General features: G+C 56.6%; 16 protein-coding genes. 9 read left to right on the top strand and 7 right to left on the bottom strand.

What is annotated here, in order from left to right; all coding sequences use genetic code 11:
• Nucleotides 1–286: 286 nt before the first annotated feature.
• The 3 genes from trpS to KHU29_RS14095 form a co-directional block, all read right to left on the bottom strand.
• Nucleotides 287–1333 (bottom strand): tryptophan--tRNA ligase, encoded by a 1047-nt coding sequence (gene trpS / locus KHU29_RS14105; protein WP_246542025.1) that lies wholly within the window; start codon nt 1331–1333, stop codon nt 287–289.
• A gap of 136 nt (nt 1334–1469) precedes the next feature.
• Entirely contained in the window at nt 1470–2423 is a 954-nt protein-coding gene (locus KHU29_RS14100; RefSeq protein ID WP_211453419.1) for a Tim44 domain-containing protein, read from the bottom strand.
• A gap of 231 nt (nt 2424–2654) precedes the next feature.
• Complete coding sequence (locus KHU29_RS14095; protein ID WP_211453418.1) at nt 2655–3056, bottom strand: hypothetical protein; 402 nt, start codon at nt 3054–3056, stop codon at nt 2655–2657.
• 112 nt (nt 3057–3168) lie between these two features.
• On the opposite strand from KHU29_RS14095, the gene KHU29_RS14090 reads away from it, so the two are divergent.
• The 8 genes from KHU29_RS14090 (at nt 3169) to KHU29_RS14055 (ending at nt 12222) form a co-directional block, all read left to right on the top strand.
• Nucleotides 3169–3903, top strand: a complete 735-nt coding sequence (locus KHU29_RS14090) for a response regulator transcription factor (protein WP_211453417.1) — start codon at nt 3169–3171, stop codon at nt 3901–3903.
• A gap of 9 nt (nt 3904–3912) precedes the next feature.
• Nucleotides 3913–5472 carry a sensor histidine kinase gene (locus KHU29_RS14085; protein WP_211453416.1) on the top strand — a complete coding sequence of 520 codons (1560 nt, stop codon included), beginning with the start codon at nt 3913–3915 and terminating at the stop codon, nt 5470–5472.
• Between the two features lie 32 nt (nt 5473–5504).
• The gene (locus KHU29_RS14080) at nt 5505–5771 is read left to right on the top strand and encodes a DUF4212 domain-containing protein (protein WP_211453415.1); all 267 of its coding nucleotides are present in this window, start codon (nt 5505–5507) and stop codon (nt 5769–5771) included.
• Complete coding sequence (locus KHU29_RS14075; RefSeq protein ID WP_211453414.1) at nt 5768–7804, top strand: sodium:solute symporter family protein; 2037 nt, start codon at nt 5768–5770, stop codon at nt 7802–7804. Before KHU29_RS14080 ends, KHU29_RS14075 begins: the two co-directional genes overlap by 4 nt.
• A 339-nt stretch (nt 7805–8143) precedes the next feature.
• Entirely contained in the window at nt 8144–9022 is an 879-nt protein-coding gene (locus tag KHU29_RS14070; RefSeq protein WP_211453413.1) for a DUF4123 domain-containing protein, read from the top strand.
• Nucleotides 9012–9554 (top strand): DUF3304 domain-containing protein, encoded by a 543-nt coding sequence (locus KHU29_RS22240; protein ID WP_211453412.1) that lies wholly within the window; start codon nt 9012–9014, stop codon nt 9552–9554. Before KHU29_RS14070 ends, KHU29_RS22240 begins: the two co-directional genes overlap by 11 nt.
• Nucleotides 9555–9696: 142 nt before the next feature.
• Nucleotides 9697–10185: a DUF3304 domain-containing protein gene (locus KHU29_RS14060; RefSeq protein ID WP_211453411.1), complete on the top strand. Its 489-nt coding sequence runs from the start codon at nt 9697–9699 to the stop codon at nt 10183–10185.
• Entirely contained in the window at nt 10186–12222 is a 2037-nt protein-coding gene (locus tag KHU29_RS14055; RefSeq protein WP_246542024.1) for a phospholipase effector Tle1 domain-containing protein, read from the top strand.
• Between the two features lie 103 nt (nt 12223–12325).
• Here the strand turns inward: KHU29_RS14055 and KHU29_RS14050 are convergent, their stop codons facing one another.
• The 4 genes from KHU29_RS14050 to KHU29_RS14035 form a co-directional block, all read right to left on the bottom strand.
• Nucleotides 12326–13270 carry a transglutaminase family protein gene (locus KHU29_RS14050; RefSeq protein WP_425514477.1) on the bottom strand — a complete coding sequence of 315 codons (945 nt, stop codon included), beginning with the start codon at nt 13268–13270 and terminating at the stop codon, nt 12326–12328.
• Entirely contained in the window at nt 13267–15813 is a 2547-nt protein-coding gene (locus tag KHU29_RS14045) for a circularly permuted type 2 ATP-grasp protein (protein ID WP_211453409.1), read from the bottom strand. Before KHU29_RS14045 ends, KHU29_RS14050 begins: the two co-directional genes overlap by 4 nt.
• Nucleotides 15814–15965: 152 nt before the next feature.
• Nucleotides 15966–19319, bottom strand: coding sequence for a transglutaminase family protein (locus tag KHU29_RS14040; RefSeq protein ID WP_211453408.1), 3354 nt, complete (start codon nt 19317–19319; stop codon nt 15966–15968).
• Nucleotides 19320–19472: 153 nt separating this feature from the next.
• Nucleotides 19473–20699, bottom strand: coding sequence for a polyhydroxyalkanoate depolymerase (locus KHU29_RS14035; protein WP_211453407.1), 1227 nt, complete (start codon nt 20697–20699; stop codon nt 19473–19475).
• A 142-nt stretch (nt 20700–20841) separates the two neighbouring features.
• Between KHU29_RS14035 and KHU29_RS14030 the strand changes: the two genes are divergently transcribed.
• Complete coding sequence (locus KHU29_RS14030) at nt 20842–21495, top strand: glutathione S-transferase family protein (RefSeq protein WP_211453406.1); 654 nt, start codon at nt 20842–20844, stop codon at nt 21493–21495.
• Nucleotides 21496–21506 lie beyond the last annotated feature (11 nt).

Raw genomic sequence — 21506 nt, 5'->3', positions numbered from 1 at the left:
TGTCGTTGTTTGCTTGCCTTGAGCAATGGACAGAAATGCGCAATTTACTGCGAGAACCTTCGCGAAAGAAACGTCATTATCAGCAGGATCAATTCAGAGGAGGAAAGTTTGGTTAGCGCGTATGGGGCTACCCCCGGCGCACGTACCCACGGAGTAGCTAGCGTTTTAATTAGCGACGAACCCTTGTCACATGCCACGAAACGTACTCCGTGGTCCGTCAATTGGGGTCAGAGTAATTTACGACGATAGGACTGTCGTAAAAAAACTCTGACCCCAAATGACTACATTAGAAGTAGCTTAGGCCTAGGGCTGCCTTGACTTCGTCGGCGGTTTTGGCTGCTACTTCACGCGCCTTGGCTGTGCCGTCTTTGAGGATCTGCATGACATGGCCTTTGTCCTTGGCCAGCTCTTCGCGACGAGCGCGAATCGGCGCCAGCAAGTCCTGCAGACAGGCTTCCAAACGCGCCTTCACCAAACTGTCGCCCAGACCACCGCGCACATAATGCGCCTTCATCTCCGCCAACCCATCCTTATCAAGATCAAACGCATCCAGATAAAGGAAAGCCACATTACCCTCCAGATGCCCAGGATCCTGCACCCGCAAATGCAAAGGATCGGTATACACCTGCTTCACAGCCGCCCGAATCTCATCCGCGGTAGCGCCCAGGTTAATCGTATTACCCAATGATTTACTCATCTTGGCCTTGCCATCAATACCTGGCAAACGACCAATCTCCGGCACCAAAGCCTTAGCCTCAACCAGCACATCACGCCCGACAGTACGATTAAACCGCCGTACAATCTCATTGGTTTGCTCAATCATCGGAATCTGATCCTCACCCACCGGCACCAGCGCCGCCTTGAACGCCGTGATATCAGCCGCCTGGCTAGCCGGATAAGTCAGGAAGCCCGCCGGAATATCCCGCTCAAACCCCCGCAACCGGATTTCTTCCTTAACCGTAGGATTACGCTCCAGCCGCGCCACGGTAACCAGATTCAGATAATAGAACGTCAACTCCGCCAGCTCAGGAATCTGCGACTGAATCAGGATCGTCGACAAGGACGGATCGATGCCAACCGCCAGGTAATCCAGCGCAACTTCCACCACATTCCGGTGCACCTTGTCGGTGTCCTCCATATTGTCAGTCAGCGCCTGGGCATCGGCCAGCATGATGAATTGCCGGTAAGTGTGCTGATAAGCAACCCGATTCCGCAAGCTGCCGACAAAATGACCCAGATGCAAAGGACCGGTCGGACGATCGCCGGTCAAAATCACGGCGGAATCCGGGGCGGTTGTTGGCAAACCTGCAGACAAACTCGTTGGCAAACTCATTAACATTCCTTTAGCAATATCCTGAAAACCCCGTATTGTGCCATTAGTAGTGCGAATCAAAAGAAAAAGCCGCCGGCAATTTCTCACCGGCGGCTTTTAAACATCTTACTGAGCTACAACTACCCAAAGGCTAGATTCAGGCGTTTTGTTCCACTTGCTCGATCCCTGCCAATATCCAACCGCCCTGACCTGCGGTTGGCTTGGACAAGTTCCAGATCTCGGCAAACGGCGCAGCAGCAGAAGCGTCGTCTTCCTTGATCATGCCGGTAAACTTCACGCTGGCCAGATAATCGCCATCGACAGTGTCGATCCCCAGCAATTCAGCATCCAGCGTCACGACATCGGTATGGTTATCCGATGCGCCACGCTCTTGCAACTGCATACGCAACTCGGCAAACATCTCCGGCGTGGTGAATTCACGGATATCGTTGCTATCAGCCTTATCCCACGCCGCTTGCAGACGCAGGAAATAAGTCTTGGAATGACGCAAGAAACCGACAGTATCAAAGTCCGCAGGCACACCCCAGCCACCAACGCCGGCAGCACCAGCCCCGGCACCCATCGCCGCCGCTGCAGGCGCAGCGTCAAACGCCGTACGTTGCATCGGCTGATCGATACGCGAAGCGATTTCCGGCGTGAAGCTGGAAGGCGCCGAGGTAGCAAACGCAGGCCGCATGCCGTTGTTGCCAGCGGTACCGTTACCCATCTTGCGGCGGACCAGCTTGTAAATGAACATGGCGGCAAACGCGAACAAGGCGATCATGATCATGTTGCTGATCATGCCGGCCATCGCACCGCCCAGACCCATGCTGGACAGCAACGCGCCCAGGCCCAAGCCCAGCAAAGCGCCGCCCAGCATGCCTTTCCACATGCTAGGTTTGGCGGCTGCAGCAGCGGCCGGTGCAGCAGCCGCCGCGGCTGGCTTGGCGGCATTGGCGGCTTGATTCTGCGCCGGCGCAGCTTGGCGATTCATGCTTTGCGATTTTTTGCCGAATGAACCGCCGCCGCCCATGCGCTTGGCTTCAACGGTCGACATCCCAGCTGACAACGTCATGGCTACGACGATCAGCGCCACGAATAATTTCTTCATACTTTCTCCTGAGATTTGATGCAATCACGGGCATATGTGGTCATACGCACCGCTCAATTTTGAAACTTCGCAGCCATCCCATGATGCTAAACGACCCGGAATTAAGACCAGATGCAAGATGCGCATCAGTCTGCCGATCAGCATCGTGGATGGATGGAATCGCCGGGAGCTTGCCCGGCAGATAGGAAGGCACCCGCCGCCAGCTGCTAAACAATGGCGGCGTAAAGGCGCTTAGGCTCTCGGCGGAGGTCCGGCCGGAGGCAAGAACGGAGGTTGGCGCGCTTTGTCGTTACTTAGCGCCGGTGTTGAAGCAATTGCCGCAGCGGCAAATATAAGGGGAAAAGCAGGTACCGTTTCATCGCCAAGATCGACATGCATCTCGATGTCGTCCACACCGCTATCCTGTGAATTGCAATCGCTGTCAGCGCTGCAGGCCGGCGTATGCTGCTGAACATCTTGGTAATCATCTTGCTGAACCGCGTATGCCAGCGTCGCCGCCAGGTTTGCCTGAGTGTTTGCTTTAAATTCGGACATGCCTGCAAAGACTTGCATAGGCAGCAGAAACATCAGCAAAAGAATCAGTAAACGTCGCATCAAAGTAGGAAAGCGGATCCAGGCCAGATTAGGTGGCAATGATTATACCAAACAGAAGCGCTAATTTTGCAACCGACCTTGCCGCAAAGAATGAAACGCCATAGACTACAACTAGAACCTTCCACTCACCGTATACGGAAACACCACTATCATGCGCATTTTGCTTGCCGAAGACGACAGTGTTTTAGCCGATGGACTGACGCGTTCGCTGCGCCAGTCGGGTTATGCCACCGACTGCGTGATGAACGGGATGGAAGCGGATTCGGCCTTGTCGACCCAGGATTTCGATTTACTGATCCTCGACCTGGGCCTGCCAAAAATGACCGGCCTGGAAGTGCTGCGCCGCCTGCGCGCCCGTAACTCGCGGTTGCCGGTACTGATCCTGACCGCCGCCGATTCACTCGAACAGCGGGTAAAAGGGCTCGATCTGGGCGCCGACGATTACATGGCCAAGCCATTTGAACTGTCCGAACTGGAAGCACGGGTACGCGCATTGACCCGGCGCGGCGCCGGCGGCGGCCCTACTGTCATCAAGCACGGCCCGCTCAGTTACGACCAGGTCGGACGGATCGCCTATATCAACGAACAGATGCTCGACCTGTCGGCGCGTGAACTCGGCTTGCTCGAAGTATTGCTGCAGCGCACTGGCCGTCTGGTCTCCAAGGAACAACTGGTCGATCACCTGTGCGAATGGGGCGAAGAAGTCAGCAATAACGCCATCGAAGTGTATGTCCATCGTTTGCGCAAGAAAATCGAAATCGGCGGTGTGCGGATTGCCACGGTGCGCGGTCTTGGCTACTGCCTGGAAAAAATCAGCGAACCGCAAATCAGTTCCGCAATTTCCGCAGCGCCGCTGTCCCCGGTGGATTCGTCCAGCCGCCGCTAATACTTGTCCATGCGCGACACTCAATCCCTGGCCGCGCAGCCAAGCCCGACCACTCCATCATCTGCACCAACCGAAGAACGGGTACAGCGCTCGCTGTTCGGTGAAATCCTGGACTGGATGCTGGTGCCGCTGTTGCTGCTATGGCCGATCAGCATCGCGATTACCTATGTCGTCGCAAAGTCGATCGCCAACCAGCCCTTCGACCAGGCGCTGGACGATAGCGTCACGGTATTGTCGCAGCAGGTCAGCGAAGTCAACGGCAAGGTGGTGACCCGTTTGACCAATCCATCGCGCGATTTCCTGCGTGCCGACGATGTCGATAATGTCTATTACCTGATCACCGGTCCGCATGGCGAATATGTCGACGGCGACCGCGACATGCATTTGCCGGTGACGGAAGAAGATCCCTTGCACCCGGGCACAGTCAGGTTTTGGGATAGCTCCGTGCATGGCACCGATGTGCGGATCGCCTACACCTATGTCGATCTGCGCAATGCGATCGATGCCAATGTCGCCGCTGGCAAGAAGGAGCCGCCACGGCTAGCGCTGGTGCAAGTGGGCGAAACGCTGGAAAAGCGCGCCCGGCTGGCGAACGAAATCATCAAGGGCGTGATCCTGCCACAATTCCTGATCCTGCCGATTGCACTGGCGCTGATCTGGTTTGCCTTGTCGCGCGGCCTGTCGCCATTATCCGAATTGCAGCAGCGGATCCGGGCCCGGCGCCCGGACGACCTGAGTCCCATCGATTCAGGCCAGGTGCCGGAAGAAATCTCGCCACTGGTACGTTCGCTCAACGATATGTTGTCGCGCCTGTCGCTCTCGATTCAAACCCAGAAGCGTTTCATTGCCGACGCTGCGCACCAGATGAAAACGCCGCTGGCCGGCATGCGCATGCAGTCCGAACTGGCGTTGCGGCAAACCAGCCACCACGATATTCATCGCTCACTAGAGCAACTGGCAAAGAGTTCGGAATCGGCGACCCGGCTGGTCAATCAATTGCTGTCGCTGGCGCGGGCGGAAAACCAGTCGCAGGAGAGCGCGCCGTTTGTGCAGGCCGATTTATCGGAATTCGCGCGCGCGGTGGTGCAGGACTGGGTCCAGGCTTCGTTCACCCAGCGTATCGATTTCGGCTTTGAACAGGCCGATCAAGCGTTGCCGGTCTTGTGTAACCCGCTCATGTTGCGCGAACTGCTTGGCAATCTGATCGACAATGCCCTGCACTACACGCCGGTCGAGGGCCGCGTTACGGTCCGCGTGCGCGGTGACGGGGTGGCAAACTCTGCGGCAGGATTGGCGATACTAGAGGTCGAAGATACCGGTGCCGGCATTCCGCCGGCCGAGCGCGACCATGTGTTCCAGCGCTTTTACCGCATCCTCGGCAGCGGCGGCGGCAACGGCAGCGGCCTGGGACTGGCGATCGTGCGCGAAATCGCGCAGCAACATGCTGCCGAGGTGACGATTTCCTATAATCCGCGCAGCACTGACCCGGAATTGCCCGGCAGCCTGTTCCGCGTCAGCTTTCGCTTGTTGGAAAATCCGGTTTCAGAATCCAATACCGATTTCCACTAACCACAATCACTAGCCACAGACCAGATATACGTATGCTTAAAACCCGCCCGCGCCAACCCGCCAGTCACTGGCAAAGCACCAGACGACTGACGTTGGGGCTGTTGCTGATCTGGTTTGTACTGACCTTCTCCGTCATCTTCTTTGCACGTGAGCTGTCGCGCATAAGTCTGTTCGGCTGGCCGCTGTCGTTTTACATGGCGGCGCAGGGATTGGCGCTGATCTACCTGCTGATCGTCGCGATATACACCTGGCAAATGAAAAAAACAGATCAACGCCAGCCGGATCGCGAGCAGCAATGAACGATAAATCTTTCTTCTGGCGGCTGGTACGCTATTACGGCTGGTATACCGGCGGCTTCATCCTCTTGCTGGTGGTATTGGCGATCCTGGAAAAAGAAGGCTTGCCGCGCACCTGGATCGGCTATCTGTTCATGTTTGCGACCATCGTCCTGTATGCGGGTATCGGCATCGTCAGCCGTACTTCTGATGTCTCCGAATACTATGTGGCCGGACGACGCGTACCGGGACTATTCAACGGCATGGCAACCGCAGCCGACTGGATCTCTGCCGCCACTTTCATCAGCCTGGCCGGCGGTCTGTATCTACAAGGCTTCGACGGCCTGGCCTACATCATCGGTTGGACCGGCGGCTATTGCCTGGTGGCGTTGCTGATCGCTCCGTATCTGCGCAAATTCGGCCAATACACGATCCCCGATTTCCTCGCCGCGCGCTACCGTGGCCACACCAACAGCAATCCCATACGGATAGTTGCGGTGGCGGCCACGGTAGTGATTTCCTTCATTTATGTGGTGGCGCAAATCTACGGCGTCGGCCTGATCACCTCACGCTTTACCGGCGTTGACTTTTCGGTCGGCATTTTCCTCGGCCTGGCCAGTATCCTGGTCTGCTCTTTCCTGGGTGGCATGCGAGCGATTACCTGGACCCAGGTGGCGCAGTACATCATCATCCTGTTTGCCTACCTGATTCCCGTCGTCTGGCTATCGGCGGTACATACGCACAACCCGGTAGCGCCATTTTCCTACGGCTCGGTGCTGTCGCAGATCGATACGATCGAAAAGAAACTCGATACCGATTCGAAAGAGATGGAAGTGCGGGCGATATTCAAGGCCAATGCCGATGACTTCGATACACGCCTGCATAACTTGCCAAAATCCTGGGAACAGGGACGCATAGAGGCACAGCATCATCTCGAGCTACTCAAGCGCAACAACAGCTCCCTGATCGAGATCCGTGCCGCCAATCGCGCCCTGAACAACTATCCGAAGACGCCGGAGGAAGCCGAACGCAAATGGCAGCAGGACAAAGCCGCCAACCTGGCGCGCGCCGAGCCGCCGCTGCCGCAGGTAACGCCATATCCCGGCGCCACCCGGGAGGTATCGGATATCAAACGGAATAATTTCCTGGCTTTGGTGTTTTGCCTGATGCTGGGCACGGCCTCCTTGCCGCACATCCTGATGCGCTACTACACCACGCCGTCAGTGCAGGAAACCCGCAAGTCTGTATTCTGGACGCTGTTTTTTATCGTGCTGATCTATCTCACGGTGCCGGCGCTGGCGGTGCTGGTGAAATACACCATCTACACCTCGCTGGTCGGCTCCGACTATGCACACCTGCCGGATTGGGTATCCTACTGGGCCAATATCGACAAGAGCAACCCCCTCGTCAGTATTGTCGATCTTAACCACGACGGTATTGTGCAACTGTCGGAAATCAACCTCGACGGCGACATGATCATGTTGGCGACGCCAGAAATCGCCGGCCTGCCCTATTACATTTCCGGACTGGTCGCAGCGGGCGGACTGGCAGCAGCGCTATCGACCGCTGACGGCTTGCTGCTGACGATTTCCAACGCCTTGTCGCACGACGTCTATTACAAGATGATCGATCCGCATGCTTCCAACGCCAAGCGCGTCACGGTATCCAAATTGCTGCTGCTGGTGGTGGCGTTGCTGGCGGCGTATACCGCCTCTTTGAAACCGGGCGATATCCTGTCGATGGTAGGCGCGGCATTTTCACTGGCGGCCTCGACCTTGTTCCCGGTGCTGGCGCTGGGTGTATTCTGGAAACGCGGCAACCAGCAAGGGGCGATTGCCGCCATCGTGGTTGGCTTCAGCACCTGCATCTATTACATGCTGCACACCTATCCGGCGCTTGGCGGTTCTGTTAGCGGCCAATGGTTCCACATCGCGCCGATGGCTGCCGGTGTTTTTGGCGTGCCGGCGAGTTTGCTGACGCTGATTGTTGTGAGTTTGCTGACGCCACCGCCGGATTCGCGCGCGGTTGCGTTGCTGCATCAGATTCGGGCGCCTTAAATCCGCTCTTTCTTAAAATACTTGAGCGATAGTCGTCAGCCAAAAATCATAAATAACATTAACCAACAATTGATATTTATTTGTCAATTGTTTTTCTTGCATCTCGTCATTCTCTATGCAATAGTCAGCACTCCCGCTCGCCATGAGGATGTGCCAAATGACCGCTATTTCCGACAAATTCGTTAGCAAAATCAGACCGCTCATCCTAAAAACACCCAATTCCTTTAGCTTAAGTCACTTGGTCGGCGACGCTGGCAGTTCAGTGTCCAGGCAACTCAGCGTGCGCAATGTCGGCGCTACTGCCCCAACATTTAACGACTTAACCTAAGGGGAAACTCCATGTATTTCGGTGTCGACCCACACCATCCCGAGTTAAACGATCTGATCCTGACTACCGCCGGCGAACTGGTCGAAAAATACGGCAAGCTCTATATGTATGCGCTGGTCGATGGTGCATTTGACGACGACGTAGGTCTCCGGCTTTGGAAACACAGCCAGCAAAGCGATAGCAGCGTGGTATCGCTGTATGACAATACGAGGCTAAGCGGATACGAAGAATGCTCGCCGTTTCTATTGAACTTGACGCAGAAGAATTTGCCACCGTTGCTGGCTGCTAGCGAAGGCAAGCCGATGTTCAGCATTTTGCAAAGCCCGCTGACCATCGATGCACTGCAACGGCACTTCGCCGCGTTTCTACAGATACGCACCACCTCAGACGGCTTATGCATGCTGGTACGCTTTGCCGATACCATGTGCAGCCAAAATATGCTGAACATGTTCAATGACGCGCAGCGCAGCGCGTTCTGTTCCGGCTTCACCGCGTGGCATTTGATCAACCGGAAAGGCACGCTTACCACCATTGACGGAACTTGCCTCGACGCAACTGCCTATACCCCGCCCGTTATCGGTGAAGACAACGCCATCGACATCACCGACAGGCAATACGTCGGCTTGATCGATAGCAGCGAGGCGGATTTTATCTTGTGCAATTTCGCCGAAACAGTTCCGCAAATTGTTGTGGGGCGTACAGCATCTACTCTCTACACGATGATTGCCGGCTTACTGAAAGAGATGGATCTGCGCGGCATCAAGAAGGATACCGATCGGCGAAATTTAATAGTGGATGCGTTGATGATGCCAGATAGGTATCAGGCATTGGCATTGCTGGATGCAGCACAGGAGCATGGTGTCGACGTCGCACTGCAACGTGCCAGCTAATTCATTCCAAATTTTTGGATCAGCAAAACTTAGTCAAAGGAAAGCCGTGCGCATTCAGCATCTACTACTATTTGCAGCTGCTCTGGCGCTCACTGCGTGCGCAACGCCGCCGCAAGTTACTACAGAAGCGCCAGCAAAAAAAACCTCCAAACTGCTCAATATTCCAATGGTGCCTGTATCAATAGGCTGCCTCAGTCATGATGGAGCGCCCTACATCAACGCATTTTATGTGCAAGAACCTTTTAGTTCGCGAATGGCAGGAGGGTTGAGTTGCGGCGGCATTGTCGCAGCCGGTTACATACTTCCGAAGCAATGGCAGCCAGGAATGAAAGTCAAGGTACGCTGGAAGCCTAACGGTCGCGACTGGATAGAAAAAACCACGACAATCAGACGGTATGAGAGGGCAGGAAATCTGTTCGCGCACTTTTTTATCAATGATGAAGTCCGAATAGTTTCATCGCTTCCTTATCCGGAAAGTCCCAAACATCCCATCCTTGAAAGTCTTACCGTTGCGCCACCAGAGGTGGATTAAATGAATTTGCCAATTCAATCCGCACCGCTAAGCATTTCCGATAACACAGTAACTGAAATGCTGCCGACCACTACCGAATGCCTCCAAGTGAAAGCGCCTGATCTGATTTTCTTGTACACATAAATTAAACCAAAGGAAAACCATGCGCATCCAATATCTCCTGCTATTTTCCGCAACGCTAGCGCTGTCCGCTTGCGCAATATCACCGGCAGTTACTACAGAAGCCCCAGCAAAAAAAACCTCAAAACTAGTAAATATTCCAATGGTACCTGTATCGATAGGTTGCTTTTCCCATCCGGGAGTGGGCTATATCTATTCTTTCTATGTGCAAGAGCCATTTAGTTCACGCATGGCAAGCGGTCTAGATTGTGGCGGTATTGTCGCCGCCGGTTACATACTTCCGAAGCAATGGCAGCCAGGAATGAAAGTCAAGGTACGTTGGAAACCCAATGGCCGCGACTGGATAGAAAAAACCACCACGATCAGAAGATATGAGAAGGCGGGAACGCTCGCGGTCCATTTTTTTGGAAATGATGAGGTGCGAATAGTTGCCTCGCCTATTTATGCTCCAGAAAGCTCCAAACATCCCATTTCCCCAGATAGTGTTACCGCACCGCCAGAGGAAGAATAAATGAATATTCCAATTCAATCCGCACCGTCGCATATTTCCGATAACGCTGAAAATGAAATGCTTCTGTCCACAGCAGAATGCCGCCACGTGCAAGGCATAGATGATCAGCCTGCAAAAAATGCACCTCCGTGCCAAAAATTCGTCAAGATCGGTTTGTTCTTCGATGGCACCAACAATAATATGATTCGTGATGAACCGTTGCAATCGCATACCAATGTCGTCAAATTATTCAAAGCGCATAAAGCTGCTGACCGCGCCGGTACCCTGAAAGCAACTGGGCATTACCGGATTTATGTTCCGGGTTTGGGCACACGTTTTCCAGAGAACCGAGAATGGCGCGAAAGCGCAGATGGCAAGGCCCTTGGCAAAGGTGGGCAAGCGCGGATTTTATTTGGATTACTTCAGGTTTATAACGCCATTCATCAAGCATTTAGCGACGGCGCCAGAATGTTTGAAGATAACGACATCCCCGCCAAAATCCAACAATACGCCCAAGACGTCGAAACCAACGACCCACTACGCGACGCCCATGAGCCGCGCCCCGACCGTCGCACCTGGTTTGACGCACTCAACAAAGAATTAAACGACAAGCTGGGTAAAGCGCGCGCAGCCAGACGATGGCCGGATATCCCAAAAATCACACTAAACGTATTCGGCTTTTCACGCGGCGCAGTGGAAGCTCGGGCTTTCTGCTATTGGTTTTCCGATATGTTGAAAGACGGGAAATTGGCCGGCATGCCGGCGGAGATTACATTTTTAGGTCTGTTCGATAGTGTGGCATCGATTGGATTGGCGAATTCTGCAGCAGAAAGCACACCGCTGTTCTTTGCCAACGGCCACTTTAGCTGGGCAGCGGAAACGCTCAAGCCATTGCCCCAATGCGTTAAAAAAACCGTGCACTACATTGCCGCGCACGAGCAGCGCCGTAACTTTCCGGTCACCCGGGTGACGGGTAACAACGTATCCGAATATATTTACCCCGGTGTGCATAGCGATGTCGGTGGCGGTTACGGCCCCGGCGATCAAGGGCGCGGCATGAAAACGGGTCTGATGTTGTCGCAGATTCCGCTACTGCACATGCATCACGCTGCTACTGTTGCGGGTGTACCGCTGGCGGCGTATTGCGTCATGCCGTCCGACTTGAGAGCAGACTACGAGATTGATCCGGTAATCAGCCGAGCCTGGAATACTTACATGGATTACGGCAAGGAACAATTCCAGAGCAACGATTACGACAAGATAGTGCGCGAACATATGCGTTTGCTTTACCTGTTCCGCAGCAGATGGCTCCATGATTTCACGCACATCCCGCCCTATACCCGTGCCAAGAATCCACAAGAGAAGGAAGATATCCGCAGCTACAATGATTTGCTCAAAGGCGATCTGGCTATATTGCGTAAGCGTATCTACTTTGCGCAGCAGGGTGGCCGTCACTATGACCTTCCGCTGGAACACGAAGAGATCGCCAATTCAAATCAGTGGCAACAGCAGTTATACAGAAACAAGGTAGCGCCACGCACAGATGAGTTATGGGCATTCAAACAGTTTGAGCGGCCGCCGGCGTCATTCGATGAGCCGTACATGCTGTTATTGCGTGACCAGGTGCACGATTCGCTGGCGGGGTTTTCGATGGTGGGGTATAGCGCCGATGAAGAAAAGGCCGAAAGGATATTGGATATGGTGCGCCAGTACAGCAAGAGCGGGCGCGGACCGACCTCGCCTTACGATCGGCAAGTGTGGAATAATTATCAAAATGCGATCAAGGACGCCCCCGGCATGGCGGCCATGATGCAGGAAAAACTCGATATTTGCCAAGAGGCAGAAAATGCGCCTGGCCATCGCGCTGAGCAATTCAAAGCGATGGAAAATGCCGAGCAGCAAACGCAGTTTGACCCGGTACAGCAACAAAAATTGGCGCAGCTTTTCCCGCTACAAACCGATGCCAATGTAGCGGATTTACGGAGTAAGTTCATCTCACCGCAAACCAATAAACGCCGCGAAGGCAGCGGCTATTTACGGCGGCGGATAGTGTTTTGATCGAATCCCGGCCAGATCAGCGTAGGTGATTGCCATCTCCACGACATGCTGATCAAATCTCCAAAGTATTGATTAATCAATGCTCTCCGAAAAACCTGCAGCCTCAAACCGCAAAACCAAACCCCGGCGCCTCATGTGCCGGCAATACCGTCACCGCCACATCCATGGTTTGCTGGCCGCCGCCGATCAGCACGCCGCGCAAGGGCGAAACGTCGAGAAAATCGCGGCCCCAGCCGAGCGTGATGTGGCCGGTGTCCGGAAAGATGCCGTTGGTCGGATCAGCATCTATCCAACTGCTGGGCTGGCCATCGAAGCTCGGACAATATACCGACACCCAGGCATGCGAAGCGTCGGCGCCGATCAAACGCGGCTGTCCCGGCGGCGGTTCAGTCAGCAGATAACCGCTGACATAGCGCGCCGCCAAACCCAATGTACGCAAGCATGACAGCATGAAGTGCGCGAAATCCTGGCAGACGCCGCGCCGGGTGGCAAACACCTCTGTGATCGGGGTGGATACCGTGGTCGCCAGCGGATCGAACGTGAATTCCTGGAAAATCCGCGTCATCAAAGCTTCCACTCCTGCCAGCAACGGCAATCCGGGCGTAAACGACTCTGCTGCGTAGGCCAGAAGTTCGCGCTTGATCCTCACGTGCGCCGATTCAAACAAGTAACGCGTGGCTTCCAGATCGTCAGGCAATAAGAACTGACCGGCGTGATACGAGAGTGCCGCGCGCGCTTGTTCCCAAGACGGTGTCACCGAAGGCAATTGGCGCGGCGTCAGCGTCACCCAGGATTCCGCCAGCGCGCGCAGATCGGTATGATCGCTTTCTAGCGAAAACGATTGCATCGGATTGCCGAAACTGTCCAGCAGCAATCGCAGGTTTTGCGGTTCGGGCGTAATGCTGATGCCGTGCGAAGTGCAGGTTTGCCATGGCAGCGAACGCGGCGTCAGGCGCAGCATCTGGTGCGACAAGCGCACCGCTTGCGAATACGCATAGTGCGTATCGTGACGGATGTGATAAGTGTGAGAGGGGTGCTCGCTCATCATGACACTCCCTGGCTCACCGGTGCGTTCAGCGGCGTAAAGAAATGCCGGGCCAATTCGTCGGACAGGGAAAAAGCACCGGCAATCGCATCCCGCATCAGTTGCACCAGACGCGCATGCGCATCTGCCACAAACAAGGAATCATGACTTAAATCCTGTAATTCAAATTCGCGCAGCAACGCCGATAAATGTGCCGGCGTATCCATGTTGAGGGTGCCGAGTTGTTCCGCGATATCGCTCAGATAGCGCTCCAGCATATGGAATTGGAATGCGATGCCATGCGGATTGCTGACGTCGAACACCAGCAGATGCAATACCGGCAGCCATTCCGGCGCACGCCGATAGCGCACGCGATAAGTGACCACGCTGTTGGCCGACTCCAGCAACCACGGCAAGGTCTGGTTCTGGCGCTCCGCCGGCAGCCGCAGGAACTGGCCGAACAAGGTCGCCAGATGGGTCATGCGTTCTATATGCCGGCCCAGCATCAGGAAATGCCAGCCTTCGTCGCGCGTCATATCGTCCAGCGCGTGTCCGGCCAGGCCGACGCAAGCCTGGATCACGTTGTTCAGCATGCTCAGCGCAGCGGCAGGCGTCACGCCAACCTGGCCACTGCTGTCCGCCGTCAGGCCAGGCATGCGATTAAGCGCCTGCCAGTTATCCAGCGAGAGGTGCTCACGCACCTGGTAACCGCAATGATGCAAATGACGCAGATTGGCGGCGATGCTGATGCTCGCGGTGGGATCGACTATGGCGGCAATCAGGCCTTGTTGCATGGCGTTGACGGTTGGCCGTCCTGCAGGCGTAGCGCTTGGCAGCGCAATCCCGAGGCCGCGGCAGATTTCACAGAGCTGGTAGAAAGTCTCGCGCGCTTCACCCTGCAGATCGGTGCTGCGTTGCAGAGTCGCCCTGAGCAGATGCGCCAGGTTGTCGCAGCGCTCGGCGTAGCGCCCCATCCAGAACAGGTTTTCGCCGGCATGCGATGAAATATCGACGGTGCTGTATATCGTATCCAATGCACGTTGCCGGCCATCGATAGCGTCCAGCGGCGCTGCCAATGATGCGGCCGCTTCGCTCGCCTCCGGTCGCACCGGGCTCAGCACCCACACATCTTTGCTGGCGCCGCCCTGCTGCATCGATACCACATCCTTGCGCTGACGCGGTGCGACACGTGTCAGGCCGCCCGGCATCACATGATAGCTGCCATCGGCAGCGGCGACCACGAATACCCGCAGGCTCACCGCGCGGCTCATCAAACGATATTCGCCGCTGCGCGACAATACCGGCGCCTGCGACAAGCGCACCCATTCCTGCGCCACATAGGCATGCGGCTGGGCCAGCAAGCTGTCGACCAGGCGCTGGCGCGATTGCGCGTTCAGGCTGTGGCCATAGACCGGTTGCATGCGCATGGATGGAAACGCCGGCATGATCACCAGCTGTTCCAGATTGGCCAGGGTGTAATCTAGCGCCGGCTTTTCACCGCACCACCACGATGCCACCGCCGGCAGCGCCAGCGGCTGACCCAGCAAGCGCTCGCAGATGGCTGGCAGGAAGCCGTGCAAGGCGCCGGATTCGAGCACGCCGCTTCCAAGTGAATTGGCGATCAGCACATTGCCAAGGCGTGCCGCCTGCACCAATCCCGGAATGCCGAGCGCTGAATCGGCGCGCAATTCGAGTGGATCGCAATAATCGTCATCCAGCCGCCGCAGGATCGCATGGACCCGTCGCAAGCCGCTCAGCGTCTTCAGGTACACCATATCGCCACGCACCATCAGGTCGGCCCCTTCGACCAGCGGAAAGCCCAGGGTATGCGCCAGGAATGCATGCTCGGAATAGGTTTCGTTATACGGCCCCGGCGTCAGCAATACCACCAGCGGCGGTTCACCGCCGGCCGGCGCCAGCGTGTTCAGGCTGTCGTGCAACGTATGGAAAAATTTCAGCAGGGATTGGACATGCATGTCGCGCACCGTATCCGGCAATGCGCGCGCCATGATCTGCCGGTTCTGCAAGGCATAACCGGCGCCCGAGGGCCCTTGGGTGCGATCCGACATGACCCACCAGTGGCCATCCGGCGAGCGTGCCAGATCGATCGCATACAGGTGCAAATGTATGCCTGCCGGCGGTTCGATGCCGCGGCAGGGCCAAAGGTAGCCATGCTGGCCGAACACCAATGCCGGTGGCAGCAATCCTTCGGAAAGCAGAGTTTGCGGGCCGTACAGATCGGCCAGCACCGCGTTGAGCAGACGCGCGCGCTGTGTTACCGCTGCGGACAAGGTCTGCCATTCATCGGCGGAGATGATCTGCGGCAACAGATCCAGCTCCCAAGGGCGGTTGGCGCCTTGCGGGTCGGCGTACACATTGTAGGTAACGCCTTCTGCAGCAATCGCTTCGCGCACCTCGCGCGCACGGCGCCGCAGAATCTCTGGCGACAGGCCTTCCAGCTGATCGATCAGCGTACGCCAATGCGGCCGCAGGCGACCGCCGGCTTCAAGCATTTCGTCGTAACGATCTGCCTCTGCTGGATAACTTTCGAGTAAACGCCGGTACATGGTTTATAGCTTGCGTCACTTGCAATGGTTAAACAACCTGCGCCAAAGATTCAGAACACTCTGCCCCGTCGTTGGCGACCCCGTCATTGGCGCCCGCGTTCGCGGGGATGACGGCGCTTTTTCTTGGAAGAATCCTTGACTACGCAGGTTGATCAGAAGTGACGTAAGTCTAACGTAAATGGGAACTCGATGGATGCTATCGGCTTGGTTACCTGCATCTGCCCCGGGGTGTGATTGAGCCGGAAATAACGCGCCAGACGCCGGCTTTCCGCTTCGAAAGCATTAACCGGGAACGTCTCGTAGCTACGCCCGCCCGGATGCACCACGTGATATTGGCAACCGCCCAGGCTACGGCCGTTCCAGGTATCCACCAGATCGAAGGTCAACGGCGAATCGATGCCGATGGTCGGATGCAGGGCCGACGGCGGTTGCCAGGCGCGATAACGCACGCCGCTGACAAACTCGCCGACGCGCCCTGTCGGTTGCAAAGGCACGGGCACGCCGTTGCAGGTCAGCACATAGCGATCCGGCGCCATGCCGTTGACTTTCATCTGCAATCGCTCGAGCGAAGAATCGACATAACGGGCGTTGCCGCCGGAACGGCTTTCCTCGCCCAGCACATGCCAGGGTTCCAGCGCCGTGCGCAGTTCGAGGGCGATGCCGTTGACGGCAAAATCTCCGATTTTTGGAAAGCGAAACTCGAAGTGCGGTGCAAACCATTCCGGCTTGAGCGCATAACCGGCCTGCTGCATGTCGTCCATCACATCGCAGAAATCCTGCCAGATGAAGTGCGGCAGCAGGAAACGGTCGTGCAACTCGGTGCCCCAGCGCACCAGGCGCGGCGGCTTGTACGGCGTTTTCCAGAAACGCGCTACCAGCGCCCGCAGCAGCAACTGCTGGGTCAGGCTCATGCGTGCATGCGGCGGCATTTCAAATGCGCGCAATTCCAGTAAACCAAGGCGACCGGTGCTGCTATCGGGCGAATACAGTTTGTCGATACAAAACTCGGCGCGATGCGTGTTGCCGGTTACATCGATCAGCAGATTGCGCAGCAGCCGGTCCACCAGCCATGGCGCGCAGCTGCCGGCGGCGATTTGCCGGTCCATTTCGGTAAACGCCAATTCCAGCTCGACCACGGCGTCGTTGCGCGCTTCGTCAACGCGCGGCGCTTGCGAAGTGGAGCCGATGAACATGCCGGAAAACAGATAGGACAACGACGGATGGTTATGCCAATAGCTGATCAGGCTACGCAACAGATCCGGACGCCGCAGGAATGGCGAATCGCTGGTGGTGGCGCCGCCCAACACCAGGTGGTTGCCGCCGCCGGTGCCGGAGTGATGACCGTCGAGCATGAATTTCTCGGTAGTCAAACGGGTCTCGCGAGCGACATCGTACAGATAGTTGGTATTGGCAACCAGCTCGCTCCAGCTATGCATGGGCTGGATATTTACTTCAATCACACCGGGGTCGGGAGTGACGCTGAACTTACCCAGGCGCGGATCGTTGGGCGGTTCATAGCCTTCCATCAACAACGGCTGCTTCAAAGCCTGCGCCGTGGCTTCGATCGCTGCCACCAGCTCCAGATAATCTTCCAGCCGGGCCAGCGGCGGCATGAACAAATACAGCACGCCCTGCCGTACTTCCGCGCACAAGGCAGTGCGGGCGATATCATCGGCCGACTCGAATGGCGCCGGTGCCGCTGGTGCTTCACTGGCGAACGCCGAACTATATTTCGACGCATCCGCCGCAGCCGTTTTACCCTTGCCGTTGGTAGAAGCCGGTGTCGCAAGGTGATGCCGGATTTGCTGTGCAATCGGTAGCGGCTGGAAGGCCTGCGTAGGATCGGGCTGATGCACGTAAGGGTAATCGCCGGTCTTGACCCATGGCTGCGAATCGAGCGGCAGCCGGTAGCCTAATGGTGAATCACCGGGCAGCAGATAGCAGAATTCGCCGCGCAAATACCAGCTGCCGCTTTTCCACTCGCGTTCATCGTTGCTGCGGGCCAGCGGCAGTACGTAGCCGGCAACTTTGCGCAAGCCTTGCGAAAAAACCCGCGCCAGCCTGGCCCGTTCCTGCTTGTCATCCAGCCGCGCGTCGGACGGATCGACATTGATCGCCAAACGGCGCTCACGCCACAGGTAGTAGTAGATATCCTCATAGGCGGCAAACACGTTTTGGCGATCCAGCGTCAGGCGCGCGGCAACGCCTTGTAGAAAGCGTTCAGCGACGTTGTCATCGCCGGCTTTCACCTGCACCTGGGTTTCGTCGGCAATCAATGCCGGCGTGGTCCAGATCGGTTCGCCGTCGCGCCGCCAGTAACAATTGAGCGACCAGCGTGGCAACTGCTCGCCCGGATACCATTTCCCCTGGCCGAAATGCGGCAAACCTTGCGCAGCATATTGCTGCCGCAGCCGATGATAGAGTTCTGCTGCCAGCGGTTTCTTGGTGGGCCCCATCGCGGCCGTGTTCCATTCCTCGCCATCCGGATGATCGCGCGCGACGAAGGTCGGTTCGCCGCCCATCGTCAGGCGGACATCGAACGTATCCAGGTCATCGTCGATAGCGTGACCCAACTCTTCAATCTCTTCCCATTGCTGCTCGCTATACGGCTTGGTGACGCGCGGCGATTCCCAGATGCGACGTACGCTCATGGCGTGTTCGAATTCCACTTCGCATGGCTCGACCATGCCGCTGACCGGCGCCGCCGATGATGGTTCCGGCGTGCACGACAGCGGGATGTGCCCTTCCCCGGCCAGCAAGCCGGAGGTTGGATCCAGGCCGATCCAGCCGGCGCCGGGCAGGTACACCTCGCACCAGGCGTGGAGGTCGGTGAAATCGGTTTGCGGTCCGGATGGACCATCCAGCGATTTCTGGTCAGCCGTCAGCTGGATCAGGTAACCCGATACGAAGCGCGCCGCCAAACCCAGATAACGCAGTATCTGCACCAGCAGCCACGACGAATCGCGGCAGGAACCTGAAGCAAGGCCGAGAGTCTGCTCCGGCGTTTGCACCCCCGGTTCCATGCGGATGGTATAGCTGATCATTTGCGCCAGTTGCTGATTCAGGCTGACCAGGAAATCCTCGGTGCGGATTCGTTCACGCGGCACCTGATCCAGAAATTTTTGCAGCAACGGCGTCAGCGGCAATTTCTTGCGATACGGCTCCAGTTCGTTCTGCAATTCCGGTGCGTAGGAAAACGGCACTTTCTCGGCATACGGCTCGAGAAAAAAATCGAAGGGATTGAGCACCGACATTTCGGCCACCAGATCGACCTCGATGCGGAATTCACTGGCCTTTTCGGGAAACACCAGCCGCGCCAGATAGTTGGCCTGCGGGTCCTGTTGCCAGTTGATGAAATGTGGTTCCGGCAATATCCGCAGCGAATAACTCAGGATGCGGGTGCGGCAATGCGGCGCCGGCCGCAAACGAATGATTTGGGGTCCCAGGCTGATCGGACGTTCGTAACGATAGGTGGTGAGATGATTGAGTGCTACGTGAATTGACATGGATATCCTCTGCGACAATCAATAATTTTTTCGTAGGGTGGGCACGCCTTTGTGCCCACGCGGAATTCACACCACGTATTTGCCTATTTCGACACTGCGTCGGTCCGTACTCCGACCATCACGGTCACGCGTGGGCACAAAGGCGTACCCACCCTACTGGTGGCTGTAAATAAATTCGCGTAGGCGCGGATAGATTTCCTTGTCCCAGCGGAGGCCGTTGAATACGCCATAGTGGCCGACACCGGTTTGCACATGATGCGCCTTCATGTACGGCCGTATGCCGCTGCACATATCCTGCGCCACCACGGTCTGGCCTACTGCGCAGATATCATCCTTCTCCCCCTCTACGGTAAACAGCGCGGTGCGGCGAATCGCTGCCGGTTCGATGGTACGCCCTAATGCCTGCATTTCGCCAAGTGGCAATGCGTGATCCTGGAACACGCTTTGTACTGTTTCCAGGTAAAACTCCGCCGCCAGATCCGACATGGCGAAATACTCGGCATAGAAAGTCTTGATGAGATTGGCTTTATCGTCTTCACCTTCCACCAGATAGTTGTACAGGTTTTGAAAGGCCTTGAGGTGACGTTCCGGGTTCATGCTCATGAACGCATTCAGCTGCAGGAACCCGGGATAGACCTGGCGCTGGCTGCCGGTGAAACGGCCGGGAACGGTGCTGACCAGGTTTTCTTCGAACCAGGTGATCGGCTTGCTTTTCGCCAGGTGATTGACCGCCGTCGGATTGATGCGGGTGTCGATGGGACCAGCCATCAGGGTCATGCTGGACGGCTGCGCCGGATGTCGTTCGGCAGCCATCAGCGATACCGCCGCCAGCGCCGCCACAGTTGGCTGGCAAACCGCCAGCAGATGTGTGCCGGGGCCGATCTTTTCGATGAAACGGATCAAATGCGCGACATATTCGTCGAAGCCGAAGCGGCCGTCGCGCAAGGCCACGTCGCGCGCGTTGTGCCAGTCGGTAATGTACACATCATGATCGCGCAGGAGCGTGGTCACGGTGCCGCGCAAAAGTGTGGCGAAATGTCCCGACATCGGCGCTACCACCAGTACGCGTGGCTGCTGCGTCGCATTTATTTCCCTCCGGAAATGCAACAAAGTGCAGAACGGCGTCTGGTCGGCCACCTCTTCGCGCACCGAAACTGTGCAGCCATTTTCCGCCACGCTATCTATCCCGAACGCGGGGCGTTGATGCGTCAACCGGGTGCAAGAAAACACTTCGCAGGCTGCAGCCAGCTTGCGCAGCGTCAGACTGTCGGGCCATCCTTGCCATTTGTAGCCGAACACCGGTGCGGCCATGCCGGCCCACACCCGCATCGGATCGCTGAGGTCCGAATAGCCCTGATACGCCTGGTAAATTTCTGTCATGGGACTACCCTGTTATTGGAATGCCGGCAAATGCTACGTCTGCAATATCCATGCCCAACTCTCTGGCACGGCCTTTGCTCAGTAGTTGTCAAACGGTTTGCCAATCAAAAATGCTTTCGATCCAATACGGAAGAATATTGCCATGCCTAAGACCACATTGAGCATTACCAGCAAAAATTATTCGTCATGGTCGTTGCGTGGCTGGCTGATGACGAGATTTTCCGGTCTTGAGTTCGAGGAAAACTTGATCTCGCCGGAAGATCCGGATGCACGTGCCGAAATCCTGCTGCTGTCGTCGTCGATCCTGGTGCCTTGCCTGTACCACGGCAATATCGTGGTGTGGGATACCTTGGCTATCGGTGAATATCTGCACGAGATCCGGCCCAAGGCCGGGCTGCTGCCGGCGGACCGCGCCGCGCGCGCCCACTGCCGCTCGATCTGCGGCGAAATGCACTCCGGCTTCAGCGCCTTGCGTTCGGCGCTGCCGATGAACATCAAAGCGCATTTCCCCGACTTCAAGGTTTGGTCGCGCGCCGAAGCCGACATTAAACGCATCACCACTATCTGGAAGCAATGCCTGGCGACCTACGGCGGGCCGTTCCTGTTTGGCGAACGCTCGATGGCCGATGCCATGTATGCACCGGTGACGACCCGGTTTTTGACGTACGATGTAAAACTGGATTCCGTCTGCAGCGCCTATTGCAAACGCATTATTGCGATGCCGGAAATGCAGGAATGGATCGAGGCCGCCAAGCTGGAACCGGACGATATCAATGAACTGGATGTAGAGTTTTGATAAAGGATAGC

It is taken from the genome of Collimonas antrihumi (assembly GCF_018304965.1).
Lineage (GTDB): Bacteria > Pseudomonadota > Gammaproteobacteria > Burkholderiales > Burkholderiaceae_D > Collimonas > Collimonas antrihumi.
The sequence above is the reverse complement of the archived record's forward strand: the minus strand, read 5'-3'. Positions and strand labels throughout refer to the sequence as shown.